Consider the following 26,991-nt stretch of genomic DNA (forward strand, 5'->3'; position numbering starts at 1 on the left):
CGCTGATGGACGCGTGATCCCTCTTGGCTGTCTAGTCCACCCGGTCTGTTCTCTTGACCGGTGTGAAGAGCAAAGAGGAGATCATGGAGATTCTGGAAGCGTACGACCTCACGGGCAGCTACCGTGCGGCGGCCGAGCTGGCCGGGGTCGACCACCACACCGTGAAGCGATATGTGGAGCTTCGCGGCAATGGAGGGGACCCGACGAAGCGGCAGCAGCGGCCGAAGATGATCGACGACTACCTGCCGAAGATCGATGAGCTCATCGAGCGGTCCGGCGGCCGGATCGGCGCTGACCGGGTGCACGAGAAGATCACGGCGATGGGGTTCACCGGCACCGACCGCACCACGCGGCGGGCGGTCGCCGCGGCGAAGGCGTCGTATCAGGCCGGCCACCGAAGAGTGTTCCGCCCATGGATTCCCGAGCCCGGGTTGTGGATCCAGTGGGACTGGGGCGACGGACCGAAAATCGCAGGTCGCAAGACCTGGCTGTGGTGCGCCTGGCTGGCCTGGTCGAGATTCCGGGTCGTGATCCCGGTGCTCGACAAGACCCTGCCCACGATCGCCGGCTGCCTGGATACGACGCTGCGGCGGATCGGCGGGGCCCCGACCTACGCGCTCACGGACAACGAGCGGACGGTCACCACGGACCATATCGCGCGAATACCCGTACGCAATCCGCAGATCATCGAGATCGGCCACCACTACGGGCTCACGGTCAGGACTTGTGTCCCGGCCGACCCGCAGTCCAAGGGCGGCTCCGAGGCGACGGTGCGGATCGCGAAACGGGACCTGGTGCCCACCGACATCAACCTCCGGCCCGCCTACCGGGACTTCGCCGACCTCGAGGACGCCTGCCGGCTGTTCACCGACGAGGTGAACAACAAGGTCCACCGGGCGATCCGGCGCAAGCCCGTCGAGGCCCTGGCCGAGGAAGCCCACCGCCTGCACCGGCTGCCGGAAAGTCCGTTCACCGCGGCACTCGGGACGACCCGGAAGGTCGGAGGCGACGCGACGATCTCGGTGGACTCGGTCCGCTACTCGGTCCCGCACCAGCTGGCCGGGCAGACGGTCTGGGCCCGCTTCCACGGCGACGAACTCGTGGTCACCGCGGTCACCGAGGACGGCGCGGTTGAGGCCGCCCGCCACCAGCGGTCCACCCCGGGCAACCCGTCTATCAAGGACGAGCACTACCCGCCCCGAGAAAACAAGGACGGCGACCGCACCCCGAAGGCCACCAGTGCCGAGGAGGCCGCGTTCCTCGCCCTCGGGCCCGGGGCCGCGTCCTGGCTGGTCGAGGCCGCGGCGGCCGGGGCCCGGCGGATGCGGCCGAAGATGGCCGAGGCCATCCAGCTGGCCAAACTCCACGGCGCCGCCGAGGTCGACCGGGCCCTGGGCACCGCGGCGATCGCCGGCCGGTTCGCCGAGAACGACCTCATCTCCATCCTCGACCACCACATCGGACGCACAGTCCCCGAACCGACGAGAGCGTCCGAGAACCACAGCCTCCAGCCGGGCACGTCCGCCTGGTCCCGATTCGGCGTCGCCCCTGAAGGAGACGAACACTGATGGCCACCCCTCTCCGCACCGTTTCGGGCTCCCACGGCGACCCGCTGGCCGAGGCGATCGAGCTGACCCGAAGGCTCAAACTCCCGCACATCCGACGAGCACTGACCGACTTGATCCCCACTGCGAAGGCTCAGCGGTGAAACCCGGCCGAAGTCGTCCGGGTCCTCCTCGCCGAGGAGAGCCGCCGGACGCGACGCAGCGAACCTGCGGACCCGCCGCAAGCGGGCCGGCTTTCCCGCAGGCAAGACGTTCGGCGACTGGGACGAGACGAAGTCCTCCATCTCCCGCCAGGTCCAGGACTCGCTCAAGACACTGGAGTGGATCACCCGCAAGGAGAACCTCTGTGTCTGCGGGCCCTCCGGCACGGGAAAGTCGCACTTCACCGAGGCCCTCGGGCAGGCCGCCGTTGAAGCCGGGCTCAGCGTCGCATGGTTCGCGATCGAGGACCTCGGCGCCCTCGTCCGCCGGCACCGCGTCGACGACTCCCTCGCCCGAGCGATGACCCGGCTGATTCGCTCGGACCTGATCATCGTCGACGACATCGGGCTCCTGCCCGTCTCCGCGGACGCCGCCGAGGGCTTCTTCCGCCTGGTCGACGCCGCCTACGAGAGGCGGGCCATGGCCGTCAGTTCCAACCTCCACCCGTCCGGGTTCGACGAGATCATGCCCAAGACCCTCGCCACCGCGACCGTCGACCGGCTCCTCCACCATGCCCACGTCGTCGTCACGCAGGGTGACTCTTTCCGGCTCACCGAGGCCACCTCCGGCAAGGGGGTGAGGCCCCTGCACTGACCCCAGCCCCAGAGGGATCACGCGGACCAGAGTGGGGAGTTTTCCTGTCCGCGGGGAGTTTTAGTGTCCGCGAGCGGGCGGGTCATCGTGTCCGCCACCGGGGACCTCGAGGGCTCTTCGACACTTTCCGTGAATCCGGTGATCCCTGGGTAGCCGTTCACGGTGGGGGATCATGCGGTTGAGCTGCTGAAAGTCTTGTTTCCGTACTTGTCTCAGGTGATGGTCGACGGCATTGTCCGAGTCGGCGCTTCGGTACGGATCGCTGCCAGATGTATCGCGGCGACAGCTCGCTGTCCTGGGTGCGGCATGGTTTCGGTCCGAGTGCACAGCCGGTATGGCCGCAGGCTCGCCGATGCCGCGGTCTCCGGACAGGAGACGGCGATCGACCTCGAAGTCCGGCGTTTCTTCTGCGACAACACCGGCTGCGCCAAGAAGACCTTCGCCGAGCAAGTCGACCAGCTCACCTTCCGCTACGGACGACGGACCGTGGCTCTTCAACGTCTGCTGCGGCAGGTCGCGTTGGCGCTGGGTGGACAGGCTGGCGAACGCCTCGCCGAACGACTGGCCACGCCCGTGAGCGGGCCCACGCTCCTGCGGCTGATCCGCTCCATGGACCTCCCGGAAGTGCCCGAGCTGACCGTACTCGGCGTCGACGAGTTCGCCTTCCGCCGTGGCCGGCGCTTCGGCGCCATCCTCATCGACATGAACAGCCACCGCCCCGTCGAGGTCCTGCCCGACCGCACGGCCGACACCTTCGCCAACTGGCTCCGCCAGCATCCACACATCGGCACCGTCTGCCGCGACCGCGGCGGCGCCTTCGCCGAGGGCGCCGAACGAGGCCAGCCCGGAATCCCGCAGGTCGCAGACCGCTGGCACCTGCTCCACAACCTCGCCACCGGCCTGGAGAAGACGGTCACCCGCCACCGCTCCTGCCTGAAGGTTCCCGAACCCGAGCCCGTGCCTGAGGCCACTCCGGGTCCGGCGGGCACTGCGAGTGAGGAATCCGCCTACGAACGCAAGATCCGCGAACGGCACCACGACGTCCAGACCTTGCTCCGGCAGGGCCTCACTATCGACGCGATCGGCGCCCGGCTCGGGCTCGACCGTAAAACCGTACGGCGGTATGCGAGGGCTACCACCGCCGAGTCGCTGATACGCGAGCGGCCCGGCCGTTCGAGTGCTCTGACCCCGCACAAGCCCTACCTCGCGCGTCGGTGGGCCGAGGGGTGCGACAACGCACAGACCCTGCTCGACGAGCTCGTCGACCGCGGCTACCTCGGAGGCCGTAGGAGCGTCAGTCGATTCCTCAACAGCCTGGCCAGGCATAACGGCCCACGAGCTGTTCCTCCGCCGCCACCCGCGGTCGCCGATGTCGTCCGGTGGATCATCGGCCGCCCGGAGAACCAGAGCGACCAGTCCCGCCAGGACCTCAAGGACGTCTGTGAGCGCTGCCCAGAGATCGCCGAGGCCTGCCGCCTGGCCCGCGGCTTCGCCACCATCCTGCGTCGCCGTGACGGGCACAAGCTGGACGTTTGGCTCGCCCGGGCAGACGAGTCCCAGGTCAAGGAGATCCGCACCTTCGCCAACGGACTCCGCAAGGACCTCTCCGCCGTCACCGCCGGACTCACACTTCCTCTGAGCTCCGGCGCCGTCGAAGGCAACGTCACGAGAATCAAGCTCCTCAAGCGCCAGCACTACGGCCGGGCGGGTTTCGATCTCCTCCGCAGGCGCATCCTCCTGGCTCATTGACCAGTCCGATTCACGGAAAGTGTCGAAGAGCCACCTCGAGAAGTCCGTTGACACCGCAGCGACGCTCGTTGCGGGACGAGGCATCCCGCGGCCTGCCGTCGCTGATGCGGGGGAGATCGTGGCGCGGATCGCCGTCGAACGCGGCATCGCCCTGCCCGCCGACACCCCTGCCGCCACCCGGTCGGCATCGTCGGCGGCAGAACCGGCCCCGCCCCGTACCCCGGCCGTGCCGGATCCACGGGAGGCGGCGGAGCCGTCACTGTTGCGGCGGATCTTCCGCCGCGGTCGCTGAACCCCACTTCACCCATCGATACTGCACGATCGTTCATGGTCATCTCTTCGGTGTGCCTGCTGGCATCACGAGGTGCCCCACAACGCTCCCCATCCACGACTGCAGGCCTTCGGTTTCGCGGTCCGTGACGCCCGGGAGAGCTGCGGGATGAGCATCGAAGCTCGCCGAAGCCGCCGACCTGTCCGCCCGCATGGTCATCGGCATCGAGCACGGCAAACGGAACCCGTCGCTGCTGACCATCCTCGCCCTGGCTCAGGGTCTGGGCGTCACTCCGGGCCGTCTGCTCGAATCCGCGACGCCCCGGCGGGAGCCTGGGGCATGAGTCCACGTCGGCTCGCGCTCGTACCCGATCCCTATCCCGGCGAGTCCCTGCTGAGCTGGGGGGACGCACTCGCGCGGCTCAACCAGGTCTCCCGGACCGAGGCGCTGCGCATGGCGGGCCTGATCAACTCAAGCACGGTGTCGGCCGTGTTCGGCTACCGCGTCAGTGACCGGTCGTGCGTGCGGTGAGCCAGAGCACCGGGGTGACGGGGCAGCAGCTGCGGAGCATGACGCTCGCCCACTACGCCGGCAGCGCGCTGGAGCCGCTGCCGCCGGACGACGCGAAGGAGTACGGGGCCTGGGCCACGTGGCGGTACCGGCAGCGGATGGTGCTGCCCAAGCACTCCAACGCCTGTCCGTCGTGCCTGCGGGAGAACGGTGGCCGCTGGCTCCTGAAGTGGCGGCTCGTCTGGTCGTTCGCGTGCGTACGGCACCAGAGGTACCTGATCTCGCAGTGCTCCGGCTGCGGTTCCGCCCTGCACCGGGTGTGGCCCGGGGATCCGCAGTCCTGGATCTGTCCCGGAGCCTCCCGGGGGCTGGGGCTGCGTACGCCGGCACAGCCGTGCGGGCGCGACATCCCCCGCATGCGGGGCAAGCCGGTCCGCGACACCTCGCTCCTGGCCTGCCAGCGGCACATCGACCGCCTGCTCGACGGCCCGCACACCACGGCGACAGAGGAGACACGGGACGTCCTCGGGGCGCTGTACCGCTCGATGCAGGACGCGTGGTCGCCGGTACGGCCCCTTCGGCTGCCCGCGACCGACGAGGCGGTCCACCGGGCCTGGGACCGCTATCTCGCGCCCGGCGGAAGCGGCGAGCGGAACCGCCCTCTGCTCGTGGCCGCCGCCGTCAAGATCGCCACCGAGGCCGGTCCCGACACCGCCGATGGCGAGACGGGCGCAAGCGGACACGCACGGCCGAACTGGGGCGCCAGGCGGTCCGGGCAGCGGGGCGAGGTCGAACTGGCCGCGAACCGGTTCGGCGGCCGCTGCCGTCACAGCGGCTGCTTGGCCTGGGTGCCGGCCGGGCACGGCGTCGTGCTGGGCGACACCGATGGCTGGGACACCTACTGCCCGCGGCACGCGCAGGCGTTCACCCGTCGGGCTCGGTCCCGCGAGCACACCGGGCCGGACGCCTTTACCGAGCCGTGCCTGAGGTTCCTCGACGCGCGCCTGCGTGAGGAGGAACAGCGTCTGGGCGAGGAGGACGACGATCTGCTCCGGCAGCGGATCGAGGCCCAGCGGCTGATTCTGGATGCCTGCACGGCCACCGTTGCCCGTACACGCGAGGGCAGGTCCCTGCGGTACGCCGTACGGTGCCTGCTGCTGCCCTACGCGGGCCATCCGGACTTCCGTGTGACGTGGCTGCCCCGCCAGGGCGAGAACCCGGCGCGCTCCCTCGTGGAGAGCGTGGCCGGGGAAGAGGGACGGGGAGGGACGGGCCGTGGCTGAGGAGGAGCCGGTCCGGCGGCTCGGGGTGGTTCCGGCCCCGTTCCCGGGGGAGGCGTTCGTCAGTTGGGTCGACACGGTCGCGGCGAGTCTGCGGGTGTCGCGGGCGGCGGCCCTGCGGACCCTGGGACTGCAGGGCAGCGCGAGTTTCAGCACCCACCAGTTCCATCTGAGCCCGGAGCAGTTGGAAGGCCTGCGGCGGCGTACGGGTCTGAGGCCGGCGCAGGTGGAGCGGATGCTGTTCGCCTTCTACGCGCCGACGGCGCTGCCGCAGCTCGTTGCGGACGACGGGCGCGTCGGTCAGGGTGCGCGCGTGAGCCAGTTGTGGCTGCGCCGCGATCACTCGGATGCGTGTCCGCTGTGCGTCGAGGCGTCGGGCGGCCGGTGGCTGCTCAGCTGGCGGCTGAGGTGGACTTTTCTGTGCGCGGACCACCTGGTGTATCTGGTGGACCGCTGTCCGCGCTGCGGCCTCAGGTTGTACTGGCGTCTGGAGGCGACCGGCGCCGGACAGCGCACGCACTGCGTGCGCCCAGCGGTGCGGAACGGCCGTGGCGGACGGCGCTTCGGTGCGACGTGCGGGTTCCCGGTGGCGGAGATGCCGGCGCTTCCGGTGGGCGACGAGGAGGCCGTTCACGTCCAGCGCCGTGTCCAGGCGCTGCTGACCCCCGCCGACGTCTCGTACAACGAGACCTCGCGTCGCCTGCTGCAGCAGCTCGTCCTGATCATCCGCGACGTCACACACCGCAAGACGCTGGCCGGTCTGCTCGACCGGATGGAGGGCCCTGTCATCGACGCCGTGCACGAGACACGGGGGCAGCCGTGGCAGCCGCCGTTGTCGTGGACGCTGGAGAACGGGACGCCTGCCGCGGTGTCCGCCCTCGTGCGCATCGCAGCCCGGTCCGTGCGGTGGGACACGCCCGGGGCGGGGCCTCCTGGCTGACGGACCGGCCTCAACCACGAGGGCCAGGTGGTCCGTTTCGCCGGGGCCACGGTTTTCGTCATCGAGCGGGGCTCAGGTGAAACGCCGGGGGATGAGGTCTGCGGCGGCCGGCGCGATGACGTGATCCGCGTGTGCGGGGCACAGGATCTGTGTCTTCACCACGTGGCCCTGGCCGGGCGGTACCCAGGCCGCGCAGGCGATCGCGCGGCACGTACCACCGAAGCGGTTGGCCGGCGGTGCGCTGGTGCACGGGGAACGGAGTCCGTCGGCGGACCACGAGGCCGTGTCGGCCTGTGTGCGGGTGTCCTGGGAGGCGGCGAGGCCGCCCGCCGTCGCGATCTTGATGAGAGCGGCCGTCAGCAGTGGATCGTTCTGGTACCACAGGGCCCCGCCATGGCCGTGCCAGCGCCGGTGGAGGACGGCGTCGGTGTCCGGAAGCGGCGGGGCGTCGTCGTAGCCGATGCGGATGTCCTCCAGTGCCACGTGCAGCGACTGGAGGATGTCCCGGCCGCCGTCACCGTGCGGGTGGTCGACGAGGTGGTCGAGGCGGCGCTGGCATTGGAGCAGATGCGGGTCGGACAGCCGGGGAGGACGCATGCGGGAGATCGCCCGGAGGCAGACGCGCCCTGGGTTGCTTCGCTCGTACTGGCCGCACACGACCGCGTCCGCCGGGCCGGGGCCGAGTCGGTGCAGAGCGTTGCCGCAGCCGCGGCAGGCGCCGAGGAGATAGACGCGGTGGCGGGCGCAGGCGAAGGACCAGACAAGACGCCACCGCAGCAGCCAGCGCCCGCCGCTCTCGCGCAGACACGCCGGGCACGCGCGCGACCGTGCGGGCAGGGCGAGACGGAGACGGGCCACCCAGACGGCGGCGGTCCGCCAGTGCGGGGGAGAGGGAAACGCGGGCAGAACACCGTCGGCGTAGTGCGCGAGCGTCATCCCCTCGGCGACCACCCCGACGAGCCGATTGTCTGCGTAGCCCCTATTTCCGATCGCGACGCGAGGGCAACTCCAGCGGAGCAAAGCTCACTTGCTGTTCGCGATGCCCCGCCCCAACCGATCACGGTTGCGGGTCGGCGGCAGGCGCGCGGCTGCGCTTGACTGGCCGGCACCTCGCCCGGGCTCGTGCGCCGCCAGCCTACGCAAGCGGCGAGGCGCCGAGGACGTATAGCCCATGAACCCCGGTTAGCCAAACCGGGGGTTCTCTGGACCCTTGAAGTGGTTCGCCTCGCCACAAGGTGGTGGCGACGTGAACTCCCTGATGGCTGTCCGCTATCCGTCTGGTCCTGCTGTGGTAGCGGGCTGCGCGCGGTAGCGCGGCGGTGCCGCAGGGATCCGCTCAAGCCAACCTGCTGGAAGGTACTCCAAGCGTCTATGTCAGAGCACTGCCCCAGTCGCGCCCCCAAACGCCGAGTAGCACCGGTTATTCGGGCTGATTGGCGGCCGCGCGACTTCAATCACCTAGAGCGCCGGCGTCTGGCCGACATCATCTTCGGTGTCGAGGTTTCGCAGGGAGAAGAATCGATCGAGAGTCAAGTTGATTGACTCGGGGGAAGATCGTTGGTCGGATTCTCGTGACCCCAAGGAGAGAGTGTGAGAACGAGACATCTGCCCCGAGCTGAGAGACGTCGCAAGCTGCGCGTCGCCATCTATCTCCGAGTGTCCACCGCAAAGCAGCTTCGGGGGTACGGGCTCAACGTCCAGTTCGACCAGCGCATAGCCTGGCTCGACTATAAGATCGGGAAGGGAGAGTACACCTACGAGGTCTACACGGACGGCGGCGTCTCCGGAAAGCTGTCCAGCCGGCCCGACCTGACCGCGCTGAACGCGGACATTGCTGACGGCCAGTACGACCTCGTCATCTTCGGCAAGTTGGACCGCATCGGCCGCACGATGAAGGACATCCACCGCTGGGTGTATGACACCACTGACCGCGGCGTGCGCGTAGCGACGGCTGACGGCCGCATCGACAGCGAAGACGAGATGTTCGGAATCCAGCTCAGCCTCCTCGCATACATGGCCGAGCTGGAACACGCAATGATCCTGGACCGCACGATGGGCGGCCGCGAGAAGAAGCTGGAGGCCGGCGGGTGGCCGGGAGGCGTCGCACCCTTCTGGCTCGAGCTACCGCCCAAGGGCGTCATCGGCCCGCCGACCCTGCGGGAGCAAGGCGTTGAGCTCCTTGATCGCGCGGCCTGTCTGCTGGTCGACGAATGCAACGCGGAGGATGCCGCGAGGGGCCTCAACGCGCTTGGTTACACCACCCCCCGCGGGGTGCCTTGGACCGGAGCGAACCTCATCCGAGTGTTCATGCAGACAGCCCTTGATGGGTACATCATCTACCGCAACACCGAGCGGGGCAGTGCTGTGCGGCTGGCTCCGGACGGGAAGCCTCTCTATGGGGACACCGTACGAATACCGGTTCCCACTCCGTTGCCGGCTGAGCGTGTCGCTGAGGTCCGCAAGGCGATTGCACGGCGCTCCTTTGTCAAGAGTGAGCAAAGGGACTACGTCCTCTCCACGCGGGTTCAGGCTCTCTGCGGGAGTCACTACGTCGGAACCCATAGGGAAGCGCGGGATCGAACCACCTACAGGTGTGGGGCATCGGCTGGAGAACCCGTGCTCCTGTCAAGAGATTCTTGCGGAACCTCTAGAGAGAGTGGTTTGGAAAGAGGTTGCCAGTACCTTGGGGGATCAGGAAAAGCTTCGAAGGCTCGCTGAAGAATGGATTGGTGAGATTCCTAATCGTTCCCGATCGTACCGTGAGCGCATTGCGGAGCTTGACGAGCAGATCGACAGGAATCAGCGAATGCGAAAAAAGAAGCTAGTCGCCCTCGCTGCTGCGATGGCAGCCGACGAAAGTGACGATGACGAGACCGAAGAGGAGATCAGGGCCACAATTGAGGAAGTAAGACAGGAACTCAAGGATAAGGAACAGAAGCTCCGAAAGATGCGTGACGATACGTTGGATTGGCTGCTCGAAGCGGAGCAACAGGAGGCGCGGGCCAATGAAATCCTGGACTTGGCCCTTCAGGCGCGGCCCAAGCTGGACGTGCTTCCGGCGGAGAAGAAGCGTGACCTGCTGGAGCTACTGGACGTGCAGGTCGTCGTGACCAGCGATGTCCCGGGCGCTCTGCGAGGCGGAAGCTGCGCCTTCGAGGAGTGGTTCCATCGGGAGGGGCGGTTGGTGCCGCCCCAACTGACGGAGGACCAGTGGGCGCAGGTCGAGGCCCTGTTCCCCCGGCCGAAGAAGCAGACGCGGGTCGTTCCCCCTCGCGTGGCGTTCGAGGCGTCGCTGTACAAGGCTCGGCACGGCTTGATGTGGAAGGACCTGCCGGACGAGATCACGCTGGGGCACCGGCCCCAGAGCCTCTACCAAAAGGCGCTTGGGTACCTCAAAACCGGAGTATGGGAGAGAGCGGTCCTGGCTCTGGGCGAGTGTGCAGGTTCGCCGGTGCCGCCCCTGTACGGGCTGCCTGACCTGCATATAACCGGAACCTTCGACCCGCGCCTTAGTGGTCCGCCCCGGGGCGGCGTGACCAGCGAAGATGCTGCGGGCCCTGAGGGCGCACCCGCACTTGCATCAAACTGTTCATGGCCTACCCGGGCGTCTTCTACAGCGACGACGGGCAGATCCTGCGCGCCATGCAGCGCGGCGCCTCCAACGGCGGACTGATCATGATGCACGCCGAGAACGGCATCGCGATCGACGTCCTCGTCGAACAGGCCCTGGCCCGCGGCGAGACCGACCCCCGCCACCACGGCGAGGTCCGCAAGGTGCTGCTGGAAGCCGAGGCCACCCACCGCGCCATCCAGCTCGCCCGGGTCGCCGGCTCCCCGCTGTACGTCGTGCACGTCTCGGCGCAGGAAGCGGTCGCCGAAATCGCCGCGGCCCGGGACAAGGGCCTGCCGGTCTTCGGGGAGACCTGCCCGCAGTACCTCTTCCTGTCCACCGACAACCTGGCGGAGCCCGACTTCCAGGGCGCCAAGTACGTCTGCTCCACCCCGCTGCGGCCGCGCGAACACCAGGCCGCACTGTGGCGGGGGCTGCGCACCGACGACCTCCAGGTCGTCTCCACCGACCACTGCCCCTTCTGCTTCCGCGGCCAGAAGGAGCTCGGCCGGGGCGACTTCTCGAAGATCCCCAACGGTCTGCCGGGCGTGGAGAACCGGATGGACCTCCTCCACCAGGCCGTGGTGGACGGGCACATCAGCCGCCGCAGGTGGATCGAGATCGCCTGCGCGACCCCGGCCCGCATGTTCGGCCTCTATCCCAGGAAGGGCACCATCGCGCCGGGCGCCGACGCCGACATCGTCCTCTACGATCCGCACGCCGAGCAGGTCATCTCCGCCGAGACGCACCACATGAACGTGGACTACTCGGCGTACGAGGGCAGGCGGATCACCGGACGCGTCGACACCGTCCTCTCGCGCGGCGAACTCGTCGTCGACCGGCGCGAGTACACCGGCCGGGCCGGCCACGGGGCCTTCGTCCACCGCTCCACCTGCCAGTACCTGTAAGAGCGTCAAGGAGCCGCCCGATGGACTTCGGCCTCGTCCTGCAAACAGACCCGCCCGCCTCCCAGGTCGTCAGCCTGATGAAGCGGGCCGAGCGCAACGGCTTCCGCTACGGCTGGACCTTCGACTCCGCCGTGCTGTGGCAGGAGCCGTTCGTCATCTACAGCCAGATCCTCGCCAACACGCAGAAGCTGCACGTCGGCCCGATGGTGACCAACCCGGGCACCCGCACCTGGGAGGTCACCGCCTCCACCTTCGCCACCCTCAACGACATGTACGGCAACCGCACCGTCTGCGGCATCGGCCGCGGCGACTCCGCGATGCGGGTCGCCGGCCGGGCCCCCAACACCCTGGCCCGGCTCGGCGAGGCCATCGAGGTCATCCGCGACCTCGCCGAGGGCCGCGAGGCGTCCGTCGACGGCAACCCCATCCGCATCCCCTGGATCAAGGACGGGAAACTGCCCGTCTGGATGGCCGCGTACGGGCCGAAGGCCCTCGCCCTCACCGGTCAGAAGGCCGACGGCTTCATCCTCCAGCTCGCCGACCTCTACCTGACCGAGTGGATGGTCAAGGCCGTACGGCAGGCCGCGACCGAGGCGGGCCGCGACCCGGCGTCCCTCACCATCTGCGTGGCGGCCCCCGCCTACGTCACGGCCGACGCCTCCGCCGAGGCCCTGGCCCACGCCCGCGACCAGTGCCGCTGGTTCGGCGGCATGGTCGGCAACCACGTCGCCGACCTCGTCTCCCGTTACGGCGAGCACTCCGGCATGGTCCCGGACGAGCTCACCGAATACGTCAAGGCCCGCCAGGGCTACGACTACAGCCACCACGGCCGCGCCGGGAACCCGTCCACCGACTTCGTCCCCGACGAGATCGTCGACCGGTTCTGCCTGCTGGGCCCGGCCGAGGCGCACATCGGGAAACTCCGCGCCCTGCGCGACCTGGGCGTCGACCAGTTCGCCGTCTACGACATGCACGACGCACGGGAGGCCACCATCGACGCGTACGGCTCCCACATCATCCCGGAGCTGCGCGACTGACCCCGCCGCCGCGGGCGGGGCTCCACCAGGCCCCGCCCACGGCTCCCGCCGCCCCCGGACACCCGCGGCCGGTCACCGGCAGACCGAACTCCCCGTACGCGATGATGTGTCCGAGCGGGACCAGACGCGAACGCGCGGCATCGCCACCAGCGGTGCCCGGGGGCCAGGGGGAGAGCCGATGAACCGGCACATCGCATTCGACCGACTGCACAACTTCCGCGACATGGGCGGATACCGCTCGGCCGACGGCCGCACGGTCGCCTGGCGGACGCTGTACCGGGCCGACTCGCTCGGCAAGCTCCGGGGCGCCGACTGGGAGCGGTTCCTGGAACTGGGCATCGGGACCGTGATCGACCTGCGCTACCCCTGGGAGATCGAGGCGAAGGGCCGGATCCCCGAAGCGCAGCGGTTCCGCTACGCGAACCTGAGCATCGAGCACCGGCCCTACGACCAGGCCGAGATCGACCCCGGAATCGACCCGTGGCGCCATCTCGCGGCCCGGTACGCGGAGGTCGCCGAGGACGGCGCCGAGGAGATCCGGCAGGTCCTGGAGGAGATCGCCGAAGCGCCCGGACCGGTGGTGTTCCACTGCGCCTCCGGCAAGGACCGCACCGGGCTGATCGGCGCCCTCGTACTGACCCTGCTCGGAGTGGGCCGCCACGACGTCCTCGCCGACTTCGCACTGACCGAACTGGCCACCGAGCGCCTGACCGCCGACTGGCACGCCGCCAACCCTGACCGGGTCATCAGATGGCCGAGCTACGGCCGAGCCCCCGCGGTGGTCATGGAGCTGGTGCTGGCCGACCTGGAGGAGCGCCACGGGTCGGTCCACGGCTACCTCGCCGACCGCGTCGGACTGTCCGACCGCACGGCGGAGCGCCTGCGGGCCCGCCTGCTGACCGGCGCGAACGCCTGACCTCCCGGCGTTCAGGGTCCGGCGGTGGGGTTTGTCGGCGGGGCGTGCTTTGCTGGAGACATGATCGATGAGTTCCTGGCCCACAGCCTGCCCGAGGTGGAAGAAGCCGTCCGCAAGGCGGCGGCGATCGAGATCATGCCGAGATTCAGGCAGCTCGCCGAGCACGAGGTCGACGAGAAGAACGGCCCGCACGACCTCGTGACCGTCGCCGACCGCAAGGCCGAGGAACACCTCACGGCCTCCCTGACGCGACTGCTGCCCGGCTCTGCCGTGGTCGGCGAGGAAGCCGTCCACGCCGACCCCACCGTCTACGAGGCGCTGCGCGCGGACGCCCCCGTGTGGATCGTCGACCCCGTCGACGGCACCCGCCAGTTCGTCGGCGGCGACCCGGCCTTCTGCACCCTGGTCGCGCTCGCCCACCACGGCGAGATCCTCGCCTCCTGGACCTTCGCCCCGGCCCTGGAGGAAATGGCGACCGCCGTGCGCGGGCAGGGCGCCCATGTCAACGGACAGCGGATCCGCAGCGGTTCACCCGAGCCGGGCGCCGACCTGCGGGTCGCCATCGCCCACCCGCTCTACACCTCCGACGAGAACAAGCGCACCCTGGCCCGGCTCGACGTACCCGGCGTCGCCGCCAGGCCCTGCGGCTCGGCCGGCCTGGAGTACCTGAAGGTGGCCCGCGGCGAGATGGACGCCCTCGCCTTCACCTGGCCCTCGGCCTGGGACCACGCCGCCGGACTGCTGCTGGTCGCCGAGGCGGGCGGCGCCCAGAGCACCGTCGACGGGGTCCCCTTCCGGGTGGACCGCGACAACGCCCTGCCGTTCGCCGTGGGCCGCGACGAGGCCACCGCCGTACGCGTCAGGGAACTGCTCCGGGGCGCGTAGGAGCTGTCCGGCGGCCCGCCCCCACGTGCCGTCGCAATAAGCTGGAGAGGCGAACGCCCCCGGAAACGAAGGAGTGCAAGTGCCGTCGATTTTCGATGTGGTCGTGGTGGGGGCGGGCCCCAACGGGCTGACGGCCGCTGTCGAACTGGCCCGGCGCGGCTTCTCCGTTGCCGTCTTCGAAGCCGCCGACACGGTCGGCGGCGGAGCCCGCACCGAGGAGCTGACCCTCCCCGGCTTCCGGCACGACCCCTGCTCGGCGGTGCACCCGCTCGGCATCGGCTCCCCGGTCTTCGCCACCATGCCGCTGAAACGGTACGGGCTGGAGTGGCTGCACCCCCCGCTGCCCATGGCACACCCCTTCGACGACGGCACCGCCGCCGTCCTCGCCCGCTCCGTCGCGCAGACGGCGGCGTCCCTGGGACCGCGCGACGCCGGCGCCTACCGGCGACTGGTCGGCCCGTTCCTCGGCCGATGGGACACCCTGGCCCGGGACTTCATGTCCCTGCCCGACACCGCGCTGCCCCGCGACCCGGTGACCCTCGCCCGTTTCGGGCTCGCCGGACTGCCGCCCTCGACCTGGCTCCTGCGCCGCTTCCAGGACGAACGGGCCCGCGCGCTGTTCGCGGGACTCGTCGCCCACGTCATCGCACCGCTCGGCGGCATCGGGACCGGCGCCGTCGGCCTCGTCTTCGCCCTCGCCGCCCACGCGGGCGGCTGGCCCCTGCCCCGCGGCGGCTCCCAGTCCATCTCCGACGCCCTCGCCGCGTACCTGCGCGACCTCGGCGGCCAGATCCACACGGACTTCGAGGTCAAGCGGCTCGACGACCTGCCGCCCGCCCGCGCCTACGTCTTCGACACCTCGCCGACCGCACTGGCCCGGATCGCCCGCCTGGGGCGCGCCTACGACGGCTACCGGTACGGCGCCTCCGTGTTCAAGATCGATTACGCGCTCGACGGCCCGGTCCCGTGGACCGCCGAGGAGCCACGCCGCGCCGGCACCGTCCAGGTCGGCCCGCGTCTGCGCGACATCGACGCCGCCCTCCAGCTCGCCTCGGGCGGCAGGGCCCCCCGCACGCCCTTCCTCATCACAGCGCAGCCCAGCCTGGTCGACCCCGGCAGGGCCCCCGCGGGCAAGCACGTCTTCTGGGCGTACGGCCACGTCCCCGCGGGCTGGGACGGCGACCTCACCGAAGCCGTCGAGCGCCAACTGGAGCGCTTCGCCCCCGGCTTCCGCGACCTGGTCCTGGCCCGCGCCACGGCCGGCCCGCCCCAGCTCGCCGCCCGCAACCCCAACTACGTCGGCGGGGACATCGCCTGCGGAGCCGCCTCGGGCCTCCAGCTCCTGCTGCGCCCGAGGCTCAGCCTCTCCCCGTACACCACCGCCCACCCGGCGGTCTTCATCTGCTCCTCGGCGACCCCGCCGGGGCCCGGCGTCCACGGCATGTCCGGCCACAACGCCGCCAAGGCGGTCTGGCGCCACCTGCGCAAGGCCGCCTGAGAAGCAGCCGTCCGACCCCGCGACCACACGCGAAAGGGGCACTCCCCATGGTCCGCATCACCCTCGTCCGCGGCGACATCACCGCCGAGCGGGCCGACGCCATCGTCAACGCCGCGAACTCCTCGCTGCTCGGCGGCGGCGGAGTCGACGGCGCCATCCACCGCAAGGGCGGTCCGGAGATCCTCGCCGCCTGCGAGGACCTGCGCCGCTCGCACTACGGCAAGGGACTGCCGACGGGCCGGGCCGTCGCCACCACCGCCGGCCGGCTGCAGGCCGCACACGTCATCCACACCGTCGGCCCCGTCTGGTCGCGCGAGGAGGACCGCTCGGAGCTGCTCGCCTCCTGCTACCGCGAGTCGCTGCGCGTCGCCGACGAGCTGGGCGCCCGTACGGTCGCCTTCCCCGCCATCTCCACCGGCGTCTACGGCTGGCCCATGGACGACGGCGCGACGATCGCGGTCCGGACGGTCCGGGCGGCCCGTACCGAGGTCCAGGAGGTGCGCTTCGTCCTCTTCGACGAAGCCGCCCGCGCCGCCTTCGAGGCGGCGGTCCAGGCGACCCGGTAGCCATCCGCGGCAGGCGGCTCGGCAGGCGGCTCGGCAGGCCTTCCGGCGGGCCTCACGCCCCCCGCGCCCGCCGGGAGGCGCCCGGCGCCGGCCTCGGATAGGTCCTGGACTGCTTGACGCTGCCGTAGGCGAAGCTCGACTCGATCGAGGCGATCCCGGGGATGGCGTGGATCCGGTGGCGCACCAGCGCCTCGTACGCCTCCAGGTCCTCGATGACGACCCGGAGCAGGTAGTCGCTGCTGCCCGCCATCAGGTAGCAGTCCTGGATGTGCTCGATGACCGCGACATGCTCCTCGAAGAGGCGCACCGCCTCCGCGGTGTGCCGCTCCAGCCGGATCCGGACGAAGACGGTCACCGGCAGCCCGAAGGCGACCTGGTCGACCATGGCCGTGTAGCCGCGGATCAGACCGGCCTCCTCCAGCCGCCGTACGCGGCGCAGACAGGGCGACGGGGACAGGCGGACGCGGTCCGCCAGTTCCTGGTTGGTGAGGCGCCCGTCCGCCTGCAGTTCCCGGATGATCTGCAGATCGACTGCGTCCACGGCCCCTCCTTGGCAGATCCTGCCCCAAACGTATGTCCGAGAGGCAGAACTGGCAATCGGCTGCCCCGGCCGAAGCCCTAGCGTTGCCTTCGAGCGGACCGGACCGGTCCGTGTTCCAGAGGCTGGAGTGGATCCCTTGGTCGCGACGCACACCACCCGGGCGACCCTGCCTCCCGACGCGGCGGGCCCGCGCGCCGGACACCCCGGCCGGCGCGGGCTCTCCCCCCAGGCCCAGGGCATGCTGGCACTGCTGGTGACCGTCTCGATCTGGGCGGCGTTCGCCCTCAGCGCCCGCGCACTGAGCGCCTCCTCGCTGCTGCCCGCCGACGCCGCACTGCTGCGCTTCGGCCTCCCCCTCGTCGTCCTCGCCCCCGCCCTGTGGCGCCGCCGCCACGCCATCGCCGCGGTGCGGCCGGGCCCCGCCCTGAAGATCGTCTGCGGTGCCGGGGTGCCCTTCTTCCTGGCCGCGATGCACGGCGGAGCCCTGACCTCCGCCGCCTTCGTCGGCTCCATCGTCCCCGGCATGGTCCCGCTCTTCGTCTCCCTGATCATGATCCGGCGCGGACACGGCGTCCCGAGGGGCACCCAGGCCGTCGGACTGGCGCTGATCGCCGCCGGCGTCGTCGCCCTCGTCTGGCGCTACGTCGTCCCCGTGGACACCGACGTCCTCGCCGGCTCCGGCATCCTCCTGGTCGCCAGCGGCCTGTGGGCCCTCTACACCGTGGGGCTGCGCGAGGTGGACCTCGATCCCGTCGGATCCATCGGACTGCTGTGCCTGCCCTCCTTCGTGATCATCGGGCTGCTGGTCCTCACCGGGGCCCTGCCCACCGGGATCGCGCACGCCGCGGGCACCGACATCGCGCTGTTCCTGGTCGTACAGGGCCTCGGCGTGGGGCTGTGCGCGGGCCTGCTGTACGCCTTCGCCATCCGCCGCCTCGGTGCCGAACGCAGCTCCGCCGTCGGCAGCCTCAGCCCCGTCGCCGTGGTCCTGCTCGCGATCCCCCTGCTCGGCGAGTCACCGACCGCCGCCGTCCTCGTCGGCGTCCCGCTCATCACCGCCGGCGTCGTCCTCGCCAACCGCCGTCCCCGACCCGAGGTCCCCGCAGATGCTTGAGCTCCTTCCCCCGCCGCCCACCGACCCGCTGTGGGAGCTGACGTACGAGTTCGGCGACGACGAGCGGCCCGAACGCCTCAACCTCGTCCTCGGCGTCTACCGGGACCAGTCCGGCACCACCCCCGTCATGGCCGCCGTCCGCGAGGCGGAGATCCGGCTCGCACAGCGCTCCGAGACCAAGGAGTACCGCGGGCTCTCCGGCAACACCGCCTTCAACCGCGCCATGCTCGACCTGGTGCTGGGCGCGCACGGGCCCGCCGAGCGGGCCGCCGCCGTCCAGACCGTCGCAGGCTCCGGCGCGCTGCGCCTCCTGGCCGACCTGGTCTTCCGTACCCGACCGGGCGCCACGGTGTGGATCAGCGACCCCGCCTACGTCAACCACCGGCCCATCCTGGAGGCCGCCGGGCTCAAGGTCCGCACCTACGGGTGGCGCGACGCCGAAGGCGGCTTCGACACGGCGGGCGTGCTGCGGCAGCTGGCGGAGGCGGGCCGCGACGATGTCGTGCTGCTCCAGGGGTGCTGCCACAACCCCACGGGCGTCGACCCCCTGCTGGACGACTGGGAGGCGCTGGCCGAGTCGGCCGAGCGCGGCGGCTGGGTGCCCTTCGTCGACCTCGCCTACCACGGGCTCGGCGACGGCCTGGAAGCCGACCTGCTGGCCACGCGGATGCTGGCGGCCCGGGTCCCCGAGATGCTGATCGCCGTGAGCTGCTCCAAGAACTTCGGCCTCTACAGCGACCGCGTCGGCTGCGCCGTCGTCCTCGGCTCCTCGGCCCGGGCCGTGCGGCACGCCGAGACGGCCCTGCAGAACGCCGCCCGCACCCTGTACTCGATGCCGCCCGAACACGGCGCCGCCGTGGTCGCCACGATCCTTCAGGACGAGGCACTGAAGGCCTCCTGGCAGGCAGAGCTGGACGTGATGCGCGGCCGGATCATGGCCAACCGGGCGGACCTGACGGCCCACCTCGGCGCGCTCGGCCGCTCGGAGCAGGCCCGCTCGCTGGCCCGGCAGAAGGGCATGTTCTCGATGCTGCCGCTGTCCCCGAACCAGATGCTGCGGCTGCGCAGGCAGCACGCCATCTACGGGACGACCTCGGGTCGGATCAACATCGCCGGCATACCGGCCCACCGGATCCCCTGCCTGGCCCAGGGGATCGCGGCGGTCCTGGACACGGCCGAGGTGCCCCGCCCGCGCGAGATGGCCTGAGACCCATGCGGCCCCCGGGCCGGCGCCCGCCGGGGCGCTGGCCCGCGCGTCATTCGCGGGTCACTCGGGGTCGGTGTCCTTGAAGCACCGGGAGTACACGGCGAAGTGGATCAGGTCCTCGCCCCCGTCGGAGCTGTCCATCCACCTGGCCTCAAGCTGGGTGCGGGTCTGCTCGTGGACGGCGAAGACCTCGATCCGCTTGCTCTCGGTCTTTGCGTTCGGGCCGTTCCTGACGACCTGCCAACCGTTCTGGGGCAGCTGCGCGGCAAGGTTCTTCATGCCCTTGTCGAGTGTGTCGTGATCCACCCCGTAGACGGACCAGACGTGCCTGACGTTGCGGAGACCCTGCTTCTTCTCCTCGCTGGTGCCGCAGGGGTAGGTGGCTGGGCCGACATCGGTCACCTTGCCCTTCACCTGGGTCATGTCGAGGGCCCTGCTCGACAGGTCACCGACCTCCTCCTCCACCTCCTGATGGGTGCGAGGCTGCGGCGTGTACGAGCGCTCGGATTCGTTGTTCACGAAACTACATCCTGTGGTGAGGGCCAGGGCGCCGAGGAGCGCCAGGACAGTGACGTTACGCCTGTTGCCGCGGTCCATCAGTGGGAAGCCTTCCTGTCCAGCTCGACTTCTTCGTAGAGGCCGGCTATCACGGCTGCCTGGTTCGAGAGACTGATGGACGGCTTGCCCTCCTGCTCGTCCCAGAAGTTCCCGTGCCCGGGGGAATCGCTGTGCATCTTGTTGGCGCCGAAGGACTCGTCCGTCGGAATGGTCCAGTTGTCGCCGAGACCGACCAGCCGGCCACCACCCGTGACGAAGTTGTCGTCGCCCCCGCCTTCCATGGCCCACACGTGTTTCGGCTGGAAGCCGAGGTCGCCGGCGCGGTCCGCCTGCATGCCCGGGCTGCCGACGGCGATCACGTCTTCCACCGGCAGCGGGTCGGCCCAGGTGTCGGCGTACTCGCTGCGGTACTTCGCCGTGTCACCGATGACGGTGGACCCGTAGCTGTGGCCGATGAGGGTCGTGTGGGCGCTGTCGCCGCGGGCCGCCTGGTGAGCCGCCTCCGCGCCGTCGAGGAACTCCCGCAGCGTCGGTGCAGCCTTCTGTGCGTACTTGTCGTGGACGGCTTCGGGGACGACGTCCCCGCTGTCACCGGGCTTCGCCGAGCGCGGGGCGTCGTAGTCGAACCAGGTGATCGTGGACACGGTCTGACCGGGAACCATTGCGTGGGCCTCGCGCCACAGGGCGTCGCTCTTCGCGGCCTCGTCCTCGATGCTGCCGAGGGTCGTCTTCGTGCCCGGTACGAAGATGGAGGTGTGGTCCGCGGTGTCCGGATTGCCGTTGGCGAGGATCACCCGTCCGTCATGGTTCGCCTCGGCGTCGAAACCGAGCAGGTACGCCTGCGGAAGCCCGCGGGCGCCGGTGTTGTCGAAGCGCGCCTGGATGGCTTCCATGCCGTTCAGCCGGTCCTTCAGATGAGCCTTCCGGTCCTCATACTTCTTGCTCCAGGCGCTCCACTCGTCGGTCTCCTCGCGCATCCAGGCGCGCCCTCGCTGGACGTAGTGGTACTTGGGCTGCGGTTCCTTGGGGATCCCGTTCAGCTCGGTCCGATAGGCGCCGTGCGTCTCCGCGAGCACCGTGCGGTTCGCGCTGTCGCGGACCTCCGCGGGCAGCCCGTTCATCGCGCCGACACTGGCCGGCTGGAGGGTGATGTAGGCCTCCCGCTCCTGCGCGGAAAGGCCGTTCCACCACTCGGCGTTCAGGGTGGGGCCGCTGCCCTTCGGCGGCGGGGGCTTGATGTGGGCGAGATAGTCCTTCGCCCCGCTCTGCACCTGGCAGGTGTCGGCCTGGACGTCGGCCCAGTCCTCCTCGGACACCACGAGGTCGTCGTCCGCCTTGAGCTTGCGCAGCCTGGGGGCCCACTGGGCGTCGGCCTCGGTGGCCTCGGCGACGGCCTGGGCGATCCGGTTGGCTATCTCCACCGCCTTCCCGAAGTTGGGATTGGGGTGGATGTTCGCGGCCTGCCGCTCCAGCGCGGCGGAAAGGTCGTTGGCGTCCTTGGTGGGATCGATGACGTTCCCGGACGGTTTGCCCTTTGCACTGCCGGACACCGTGCCGCCGTCGGGCAGCTTGCCGTCCTTCTCCTCGCCCGCGGGCGGGTAGCTGACCGAACCGTCCGCCCCCACCGAGAACTTCGCCGCCTCGGCGTCTGAGAGGGCGGCGTCCAGCTTCGACTTGGCGGTCGTCAGCGACGCGGCCAGGGCGTTCAGCGAGGTCGCCGCGAGCCCGCACTCGACCTGTGTGTAGTGGAAGTTCTGTGCCAGCAGGAGCAGTTGCTCGACCGCGGCCTCGACGGCCTTGCCCTTCAGCCCCCCTCTCAGCCGCGTGGTGATCTGACTCTCGGCGCTCGCGTACGCGTGGTCGGCCATGCTGCTGACCGACCGGTACCCGTCCGCCGCCTCCGTGAACTCCGAAGGCTTCAGCGCCTTCAGCGTCGCGTAGTCCATCCCCGCGATCACCGCCCCCGTACATGTCTGCGAATGCAATGATCGCGATCCTACCTGCGGGCGTTCGCGGGCATGACAGTCCCCGGCAGTCCGTCGGTTCCATGAGCCATCCGCCGTCGCCGATGGCTCCCGTGGTCGACAAGTGCTGCCGGGGGCCTGGCCAGAGCCTGGACAAAGTCACTCGAACCCTAGGACGTCTCCTGGGGGAGGGGCGGCTCTTTCCGGTGATCCGGTGTATAGATGAGTCTCCTCCCTATTTGTCCTGAGTCAAGGGTTTCCCGGACGTACGCTGGAAGAAATTCGCGTCGCGCGCCGCAACGAGGCCGACGGAGGTGTGGCCATGACCGCAGCGCCGGATTTCCGGGTCGCCCAGGGCCCCGGCGCCACGGCCTGGGCGCCCGAAACGGTCACCGACGACCCGTACAACGCCCAGACCCCGTCGGCCGCGCTGGCCCAGCCCCTCACCCCCGCAGGGGCCTTCTTCGTACGCGACCACTTCGGCATCCCGCCGGCCGACCCCGGCCGGTGGCGGCTCCGCTTCGACGGCGCCGTCGCCACCGCCTTCTCCGTCGGCTACGAAGAACTGCTCGCCCTGGACCACCGCGAACTCGACGTCGTCATGGAGTGCGCCGGCAACGGCCGCAGCCTCATGCGGCCCACCCCGCCCGGCCTGCCCTGGAGCCAGCAGGCGGTGGGCTGCGCCCGCTTCGCCGGCGTGCCCTTCCACCTCCTCGCCGACCGCGCCGGCCTCGACCCCGCGACCGTCGAGGTCGTCTTCACCGGCGCCGACTCCGGCCCGGTGCACGGCCGCCGCACCCCCTTCGAACGCAGCCTCCCGCTCGCCGCTGCCCGCCACCCCGACACCCTCCTGGCCACCCGCATGAACGGCGAACCCCTCACCCCCGAGCACGGGGCACCGGTCCGCCTGGTGGCCCCCGGCCGGTACGCCGTCGCGGACGTGAAGTGGCTGATCGGCGCACGCGCCGTGACCAGCCCCTTCACCGGCGTCTTCCAGACCGAGCAGTACCTCTACCTCGACCTGCGCGGCACACCCGAAGGCCCCGTCACCACCCTGCGGGTCAAGTCGCTCATCACCGAACCCGCACCCGACGAGGACCTGCGCCGCGGCCACGAGACCCTGGTCCGCGGCCACGCCTGGTCGGGCGGCGGGGTGCCCGTGCGCAGTGTCGAGGTGCTGGCCGCGCACGAGGACGACGGCCGCGACCCGGACCACGTCCGGGGCTGGCACCAGGCCGTACTCGAAGCACCGGCAGGCCCGTACGCGTGGACCGGCTGGTCCTACCGCTGGACCCCGCAGCAGCCGGGCCCCTATCGGCTGCTGGCCCGCGCGACCGACGCCCGCGGCGACACACAGCCGCCGCGGGCCCCGTGGAACGCCCGTGGCTACGGCTGCAACCCCGTGGCCTCAGTCGAGGTGGTGGTCGTATGAACACGTCCGAGGCGACGATCGAGGTCATCGCCACCCCGTCGCTCGGCGACACCAGCTATCTGCTCGCGAGCGGTGACGAGGCCGCCCTCGTCGACCCGCAGCGCGACAGCTGGGAGCTGATGGCGTCATGCGCCGCCAAGGGGGTCCGGATCCGGTACGTCCTGGAGACCCACGTCCACAACGACTACGTCTCCGGCGCGCTGGAGGTCCGGGCGGCCACCGGAGCCACGGTCGCCGGCCCGGCCCGCGCACCGTACGCGTTCGACCACCTGCCCCTGGCCGAGGACGACGAGATCCGCGTCGGCGACGTGACGGTGCGGGCCGTGGAAACCCCGGGACACACCGCCGAGCACACCTCCTACCTGGTCTTCGACGCAGACGCCCGGGCCCCGTCGGCCGTCTTCACCGGCGGCAGCCTCCTCGTCGGCAACGCCGGCCGGACCGACCTGTCCGGCGGCGGCCGTACGGAGGAACTCGCCCGGGCCCAGTACCGCACCCTGCGCCGGCTCGCCCTGCTCCCGGACGGCACCCGCGTGCTGCCGACGCACGGCGCGGGCAGCTCCTGCGCGGCCGGCCCGGTGTCGGGGGAGCGGACCAGCACGGTCGGCACGGAGCGGCGCACCAATCCGGTGCTCACCGCCCAGGACGAGGAGGAGTTCGTCCGGGGACGGATGTCGGGCCTGCCCCCGTACCCCGCCTACTACCGCCACATGGGGTCCCTCAACGGCGCCGGGCCCCGCGTGCTCGGCGGCCCGCCCGTGGCCCGGCCGCTCACCCCGACCATGGTCGAAGGGCTCCTCGGCGGCGGCGCGCAGATCGTCGACGGACGCGACCGGGCGGCGTTCGCCGCCGGCCACCTGCCCGACTCGATCTGCGACGAGCTCGACGACCGCTTCGCGAGCCTCGTCGGCGAGGTCGTGCCCTTCGGTACGCGGCTGGTCCTCCTCCTGCCCGAACCCGCCGAGGAGGCGGCCCACGAGGCGATGGTCCAGCTCCTGCGGATCGGATACGACGACATCGCCGGGTACCTGGCGGGCGGAACCGACGCCTGGGCGGCCGCGGGCCGCCCGCTGCGCACCTTCCGCACCGCGGACGCGGCCGCCCTGGCCGGGCACGTCGACGGCAGGCGGCTGCTCGACGTGCGGCCGGACCGCCCCGAAGGCGGCATCCCCGGCTCGCTCGCCGTACCCCTCGCCGAGCTGCCCCGCAGGATCGGCGAGCTGCCCCGGGACCGGGAGATCGTGGTGGTGTGCGGCAGCGGGCGCCGGGCGGCCGTCGCGGCGGGCCTGATCGACCGCGCGGGGATCCCGGTGACCGCCGTGATCAGCGGCGGAGCCCTGGAGCTGATGGCGCACGCGTGACGGCGACCAGTGCGGCGAACAGTACGGCGACCGGTACGGCGGCCGCCGGGCGGGGCGGGCCGGGGAGCGGCCCGGAGCAGGCGGGCGCCCGCGGGGGTTTCGCGACGCCCTCACGGAGGTACGGTCCTCACCCGCCCTTCCGGTGAGGCAGAGCCCGGCGCCGACGCCTCGGATAGGGTGAATCGGTAGGAATCGGGCCCCCGGGGTGAGGTCGGTGTGGACACGTACCAGTCGACGAGCGGAGTGCCGGACCCGCCGGCGGCGGCTGTCGGCTACGCGGGCGTGCTCCGCGAGCTGCTGCCGATCGCCCTGTGGCGGGAGGACGCCGACGGCCGCATCGTGGAGTGGTCGCTGGCCGCCCAGGACCTCCTCGGGCACCGCCCCGAGGACATCCTGGGCCGCCCCGGCGCCTCCGTACTGGTACCCGAGGCCAACTCGGAGCTCGCCGACCAGCTGACCCGCCGCGTCCAGGCCGGCGAGTCCGTCGTCGGCACCCTCCCCGTCCGCCACCGCGACGGGCACCTCGTCACGATGGAGATGTGGATCGTCCCCGCCGTCGACACCACCGGGCGCATGGGAGCCATGCTCATCGCCGTGGAGACCTCCGAGGTCCTCCACATGCGCGACTCCCTCGCCGCCCTCCAGAGCCTCTTCACCCAGTCGCCCATCGGCCTCGCCACGCTCGGCACCGACCTGCGCTTCCTCCGCGTCAACGACGCACTGGCCCGGATGAACGGCGTGCCCGCCGCCGAGCACCTCGGCAAACGGCTCACCGAAGTGGTCCCCGGGGTCAACGCCGTCGCCCTGGAGGCGACCATGCAGCAGGTACTCGACAGCGGCACCGCCGTCGTCGACGTCCGCCGCACCGGGCGGACACCCTCCGACCCCGGACACGACCGGACCTGGTCCTGCTCCTACGCCCCGCTCCTCGACGGCTCCGGGCGGCCCCTCGGCGTGATCGCCTCCCTCATCGACGTCACCGAGAGGCAGCAGGCCCAGGCCGAGGCCGAACTGGCCCAGCACCGCTTCGCCCTGCTCGCGGAGGCCGGCACCCGCATCGGCACCACCCTCGACCTGCACCAGACCGCCCAGGAGATCGTCGAACTCCTCGTGCCGCAGCTCGCGGACTCCGCCGACGTACAGCTCCTCGAAGCGGTCCTGGGACCCGACGAGGGCGCGGCGCCCGCGGCCTCCGCCCGCGGCGTCCTGCGCCGCCTGGCGGCCCAGTTCCCCGACCCCTCCGCCCCCACCGCGAAACTCACCCCCGGGCAGACCTTCCGGATCCCCGCCGGCACCGTCTACGAGCAGGTCATCGCCGCCGGCCGGCCCATGAACCTCTACGTCTCCGACATCCCGGCACTGATCACCTCCCCGCGCGCCGGCGCCCTGCGCGCCTACCTGGCCACCCTGGGATCGGCCCGCCTCGTCCCGCTCGTCGCCCGCGGCACCGTGCTGGGAACCGTCACCGTGACCCGCACACGCGAGCGCCAGCCCTTCGACGCGCAGGACTGCGTACTCGTCGACGAACTCGTCGCCCGCGCCGCCCTCAACATCGACAACGCCCGCATGTACACCCGCCAGCGCCAGGCGGCCCTGACCCTCCAGCGCAGCCTCACCAACAACGCCCTGCCCCAGGTCCCCGGCCTCGAACTCACCGGCCGCTACCTGCCCGCCAGCGACCACGACGTCGGCGGCGACTGGTTCGACGCCATCCCGCTGCCCGGCGGCCGGACCGGCCTCGTCATCGGGGACGTCATGGGCCACGGCGTCCACGCCGCGGCCGTCATGGGACAGCTCCGCACGGCCGTACGGACCCTCGCACGCCACGGCGTACCCCCCGCGCAGCTGCTCCGCTCCCTGGACGCCGTCGTCGCCGACCTCGGCGAGGACGAGATGGCGACCTGCGTGTACGCCGTGCACCACGCGGCGTCCGGCGCCTGCGTGATCGCCCGCGCCGGCCACCCGCCGCCGGCCGTCGTCGCCACCGACGGGAGCGTCACCTTCCTCCACGCCCCGCCCGGGACCCCGCTGGGCGCCGGGGGACGGGACTTCCGCACCGAGGAGGTCAGCCTGCCCCCGGGCAGCCTCCTCGTGCTCTACACCGACGGACTCATCGAGGCCCGGGACCGCGACCTCGACCAGGGCATGGAGCAGCTGGGACAGGCCCTGCACGGGGTGGAGCAGCCCCTGGAGGGGCTGTGCGACCAGATCCTGCGGCGGCTGCTGCCGTGCGCGCAGGAGGACGACGTGGCGATGCTGCTGGCCCGCTCCCGGGCCGTGTGAC

General features: G+C 71.0%; 22 protein-coding genes and 2 pseudogenes. 20 read left to right on the forward strand and 4 right to left on the reverse strand.

Translation table 11 applies throughout. The annotated features are described in order from the left end of the window. Window positions 1-62 precede the first annotated feature (62 nt). The 7 genes and pseudogenes from istA (at window position 63) to BSL84_RS27715 (ending at window position 7,110) form a co-directional block, all read left to right on the forward strand. Entirely contained in the window at window positions 63-1,568 is a 1,506-nt protein-coding gene (istA, locus tag BSL84_RS27685) for an IS21 family transposase (RefSeq protein ID WP_075971394.1), read from the forward strand. Further along, window positions 1,568-2,360: pseudogene (gene istB / locus BSL84_RS27690) on the forward strand (IS21-like element helper ATPase IstB). Before istA ends, istB begins: the two are co-directional and overlap by 1 nt. 219 nt (window positions 2,361-2,579) lie before the next feature. Then, the gene (locus tag BSL84_RS27695) at window positions 2,580-4,109 is read left to right on the forward strand and encodes an ISL3 family transposase (RefSeq protein WP_075971395.1); all 1,530 of its coding nucleotides are present in this window, start codon (window positions 2,580-2,582) and stop codon (window positions 4,107-4,109) included. A 482-nt stretch (window positions 4,110-4,591) separates the two neighbouring features. Then, entirely contained in the window at window positions 4,592-4,723 is a 132-nt protein-coding gene (locus tag BSL84_RS37110) for a helix-turn-helix domain-containing protein (RefSeq protein ID WP_234363539.1), read from the forward strand. Further along, complete coding sequence (locus BSL84_RS27705) at window positions 4,720-4,911, forward strand: hypothetical protein (protein WP_075971396.1); 192 nt, start codon at window positions 4,720-4,722, stop codon at window positions 4,909-4,911. Before BSL84_RS37110 ends, BSL84_RS27705 begins: the two co-directional genes overlap by 4 nt. Further along, on the forward strand, window positions 4,908-6,173 hold the full coding sequence (locus BSL84_RS27710) for a DUF6221 family protein (RefSeq protein ID WP_159393568.1): 1,266 nt from the start codon (window positions 4,908-4,910) through the stop codon (window positions 6,171-6,173). Before BSL84_RS27705 ends, BSL84_RS27710 begins: the two co-directional genes overlap by 4 nt. After that, window positions 6,166-7,110 (forward strand): TniQ family protein, encoded by a 945-nt coding sequence (locus BSL84_RS27715; RefSeq protein WP_075971398.1) that lies wholly within the window; start codon window positions 6,166-6,168, stop codon window positions 7,108-7,110. The genes BSL84_RS27710 and BSL84_RS27715 overlap by 8 nt, the downstream gene beginning before the upstream one ends. 72 nt (window positions 7,111-7,182) lie before the next feature. Here the strand turns inward: BSL84_RS27715 and BSL84_RS37115 are convergent, their stop codons facing one another. Then, the gene (locus tag BSL84_RS37115) at window positions 7,183-8,046 is read right to left on the reverse strand and encodes a TniQ family protein (RefSeq protein WP_079273491.1); all 864 of its coding nucleotides are present in this window, start codon (window positions 8,044-8,046) and stop codon (window positions 7,183-7,185) included. Between the two features lie 654 nt (window positions 8,047-8,700). Between BSL84_RS37115 and BSL84_RS27725 the strand changes: the two genes are divergently transcribed. The 8 genes and pseudogenes from BSL84_RS27725 to BSL84_RS27760 all read left to right on the forward strand — a co-directional run bounded on the left by BSL84_RS27725 (window position 8,701) and on the right by BSL84_RS27760 (window position 16,530). Continuing rightward, entirely contained in the window at window positions 8,701-9,828 is a 1,128-nt protein-coding gene (locus BSL84_RS27725; protein ID WP_075971400.1) for a recombinase family protein, read from the forward strand. Window positions 9,829-10,057: 229 nt separating this feature from the next. Then, entirely contained in the window at window positions 10,058-10,783 is a 726-nt protein-coding gene (locus tag BSL84_RS34955) for a transposase (RefSeq protein ID WP_234363644.1), read from the forward strand. After that, window positions 10,684-11,628, forward strand: a pseudogene (locus BSL84_RS27735) (amidohydrolase family protein); the annotation flags it as partial. The gene BSL84_RS34955 and the pseudogene BSL84_RS27735, both read left to right, overlap by 100 nt. Window positions 11,629-11,648: 20 nt before the next feature. Continuing rightward, a complete protein-coding gene (locus BSL84_RS27740) occupies window positions 11,649-12,665 on the forward strand; it encodes a TIGR03842 family LLM class F420-dependent oxidoreductase (protein ID WP_030026223.1) in 1,017 nt (338 codons plus the stop codon). Window positions 12,666-12,843: 178 nt separating this feature from the next. Then, entirely contained in the window at window positions 12,844-13,581 is a 738-nt protein-coding gene (locus BSL84_RS27745) for a tyrosine-protein phosphatase (protein WP_030026221.1), read from the forward strand. A 60-nt stretch (window positions 13,582-13,641) separates the two neighbouring features. Further along, the gene (locus BSL84_RS27750) at window positions 13,642-14,466 is read left to right on the forward strand and encodes an inositol monophosphatase family protein (RefSeq protein ID WP_030026219.1); all 825 of its coding nucleotides are present in this window, start codon (window positions 13,642-13,644) and stop codon (window positions 14,464-14,466) included. Window positions 14,467-14,545: 79 nt separating this feature from the next. Continuing rightward, a complete protein-coding gene (locus tag BSL84_RS27755; protein WP_045322563.1) occupies window positions 14,546-15,964 on the forward strand; it encodes a phytoene desaturase family protein in 1,419 nt (472 codons plus the stop codon). 47 nt (window positions 15,965-16,011) lie between these two features. After that, on the forward strand, window positions 16,012-16,530 hold the full coding sequence (locus tag BSL84_RS27760) for an O-acetyl-ADP-ribose deacetylase (protein ID WP_045322564.1): 519 nt from the start codon (window positions 16,012-16,014) through the stop codon (window positions 16,528-16,530). A gap of 52 nt (window positions 16,531-16,582) precedes the next feature. Here the strand turns inward: BSL84_RS27760 and BSL84_RS27765 are convergent, their stop codons facing one another. Next, a complete protein-coding gene (locus BSL84_RS27765) occupies window positions 16,583-17,071 on the reverse strand; it encodes an Lrp/AsnC family transcriptional regulator (RefSeq protein ID WP_030026214.1) in 489 nt (162 codons plus the stop codon). Window positions 17,072-17,207: 136 nt separating this feature from the next. Here BSL84_RS27765 and BSL84_RS27770 point away from each other — a divergent pair, with 136 nt between their 5' ends. Further along, window positions 17,208-18,185 carry a DMT family transporter gene (locus BSL84_RS27770; protein WP_234308451.1) on the forward strand — a complete coding sequence of 326 codons (978 nt, stop codon included), beginning with the start codon at window positions 17,208-17,210 and terminating at the stop codon, window positions 18,183-18,185. After that, window positions 18,178-19,392 carry an aromatic amino acid transaminase gene (locus BSL84_RS27775; protein ID WP_045322565.1) on the forward strand — a complete coding sequence of 405 codons (1,215 nt, stop codon included), beginning with the start codon at window positions 18,178-18,180 and terminating at the stop codon, window positions 19,390-19,392. Before BSL84_RS27770 ends, BSL84_RS27775 begins: the two co-directional genes overlap by 8 nt. Before the next feature lie 60 nt (window positions 19,393-19,452). On the opposite strand, the gene BSL84_RS27780 is transcribed toward BSL84_RS27775, so the two are convergent. Then, the gene (locus BSL84_RS27780) at window positions 19,453-19,989 is read right to left on the reverse strand and encodes a hypothetical protein (RefSeq protein WP_075971402.1); all 537 of its coding nucleotides are present in this window, start codon (window positions 19,987-19,989) and stop codon (window positions 19,453-19,455) included. After that, window positions 19,989-21,935, reverse strand: coding sequence for an alpha/beta hydrolase (locus BSL84_RS27785; RefSeq protein ID WP_324616554.1), 1,947 nt, complete (start codon window positions 21,933-21,935; stop codon window positions 19,989-19,991). The genes BSL84_RS27780 and BSL84_RS27785 overlap by 1 nt, the downstream gene beginning before the upstream one ends. Window positions 21,936-22,236: 301 nt before the next feature. Here BSL84_RS27785 and BSL84_RS27790 point away from each other — a divergent pair, with 301 nt between their 5' ends. The 3 genes from BSL84_RS27790 to BSL84_RS27800 all read left to right on the forward strand — a co-directional run bounded on the left by BSL84_RS27790 (window position 22,237) and on the right by BSL84_RS27800 (window position 26,990). Next, the gene (locus BSL84_RS27790) at window positions 22,237-23,346 is read left to right on the forward strand and encodes a sulfite oxidase (RefSeq protein WP_075971404.1); all 1,110 of its coding nucleotides are present in this window, start codon (window positions 22,237-22,239) and stop codon (window positions 23,344-23,346) included. Beyond that, the gene (locus tag BSL84_RS27795) at window positions 23,343-24,707 is read left to right on the forward strand and encodes an MBL fold metallo-hydrolase (RefSeq protein WP_075971405.1); all 1,365 of its coding nucleotides are present in this window, start codon (window positions 23,343-23,345) and stop codon (window positions 24,705-24,707) included. The genes BSL84_RS27790 and BSL84_RS27795 overlap by 4 nt, the downstream gene beginning before the upstream one ends. Before the next feature lie 216 nt (window positions 24,708-24,923). Next, window positions 24,924-26,990, forward strand: coding sequence for a SpoIIE family protein phosphatase (locus tag BSL84_RS27800; RefSeq protein WP_045322568.1), 2,067 nt, complete (start codon window positions 24,924-24,926; stop codon window positions 26,988-26,990). The last annotated feature ends 1 nt before the right edge of the window (window position 26,991 follow it).

It is taken from the genome of Streptomyces sp. TN58 (assembly GCF_001941845.1).
Taxonomy (GTDB): Bacteria; Actinomycetota; Actinomycetes; order Streptomycetales; family Streptomycetaceae; genus Streptomyces.

Bases quoted from the DNA above. Each gene is read 5' to 3' on its own strand.
- BSL84_RS27695 (WP_075971395.1), top strand. From the start codon at position 2,580: ATGGTCGACGGCATTGTCCGAGTCGGCGCTTCGGTACGGATCGCTGCC.
- BSL84_RS37110 (WP_234363539.1), top strand. From the start codon at position 4,592: ATGGTCATCGGCATCGAGCACGGCAAACGGAACCCGTCGCTGCTGACC.
- BSL84_RS27705 (WP_075971396.1), top strand. From the start codon at position 4,720: ATGAGTCCACGTCGGCTCGCGCTCGTACCCGATCCCTATCCCGGCGAG.
- BSL84_RS37115 (WP_079273491.1), bottom strand. From the start codon at position 8,046: ATGACGCTCGCGCACTACGCCGACGGTGTTCTGCCCGCGTTTCCCTCT.
- BSL84_RS34955 (WP_234363644.1), top strand. From the start codon at position 10,058: ATGCGTGACGATACGTTGGATTGGCTGCTCGAAGCGGAGCAACAGGAG.
- BSL84_RS27740 (WP_030026223.1), top strand. From the start codon at position 11,649: ATGGACTTCGGCCTCGTCCTGCAAACAGACCCGCCCGCCTCCCAGGTC.
- BSL84_RS27745 (WP_030026221.1), top strand. From the start codon at position 12,844: ATGAACCGGCACATCGCATTCGACCGACTGCACAACTTCCGCGACATG.
- BSL84_RS27750 (WP_030026219.1), top strand. From the start codon at position 13,642: ATGATCGATGAGTTCCTGGCCCACAGCCTGCCCGAGGTGGAAGAAGCC.
- BSL84_RS27760 (WP_045322564.1), top strand. From the start codon at position 16,012: ATGGTCCGCATCACCCTCGTCCGCGGCGACATCACCGCCGAGCGGGCC.
- BSL84_RS27775 (WP_045322565.1), top strand. From the start codon at position 18,178: ATGCTTGAGCTCCTTCCCCCGCCGCCCACCGACCCGCTGTGGGAGCTG.
- BSL84_RS27780 (WP_075971402.1), bottom strand. From the start codon at position 19,989: ATGGACCGCGGCAACAGGCGTAACGTCACTGTCCTGGCGCTCCTCGGC.
- BSL84_RS27790 (WP_075971404.1), top strand. From the start codon at position 22,237: ATGACCGCAGCGCCGGATTTCCGGGTCGCCCAGGGCCCCGGCGCCACG.
- BSL84_RS27795 (WP_075971405.1), top strand. From the start codon at position 23,343: ATGAACACGTCCGAGGCGACGATCGAGGTCATCGCCACCCCGTCGCTC.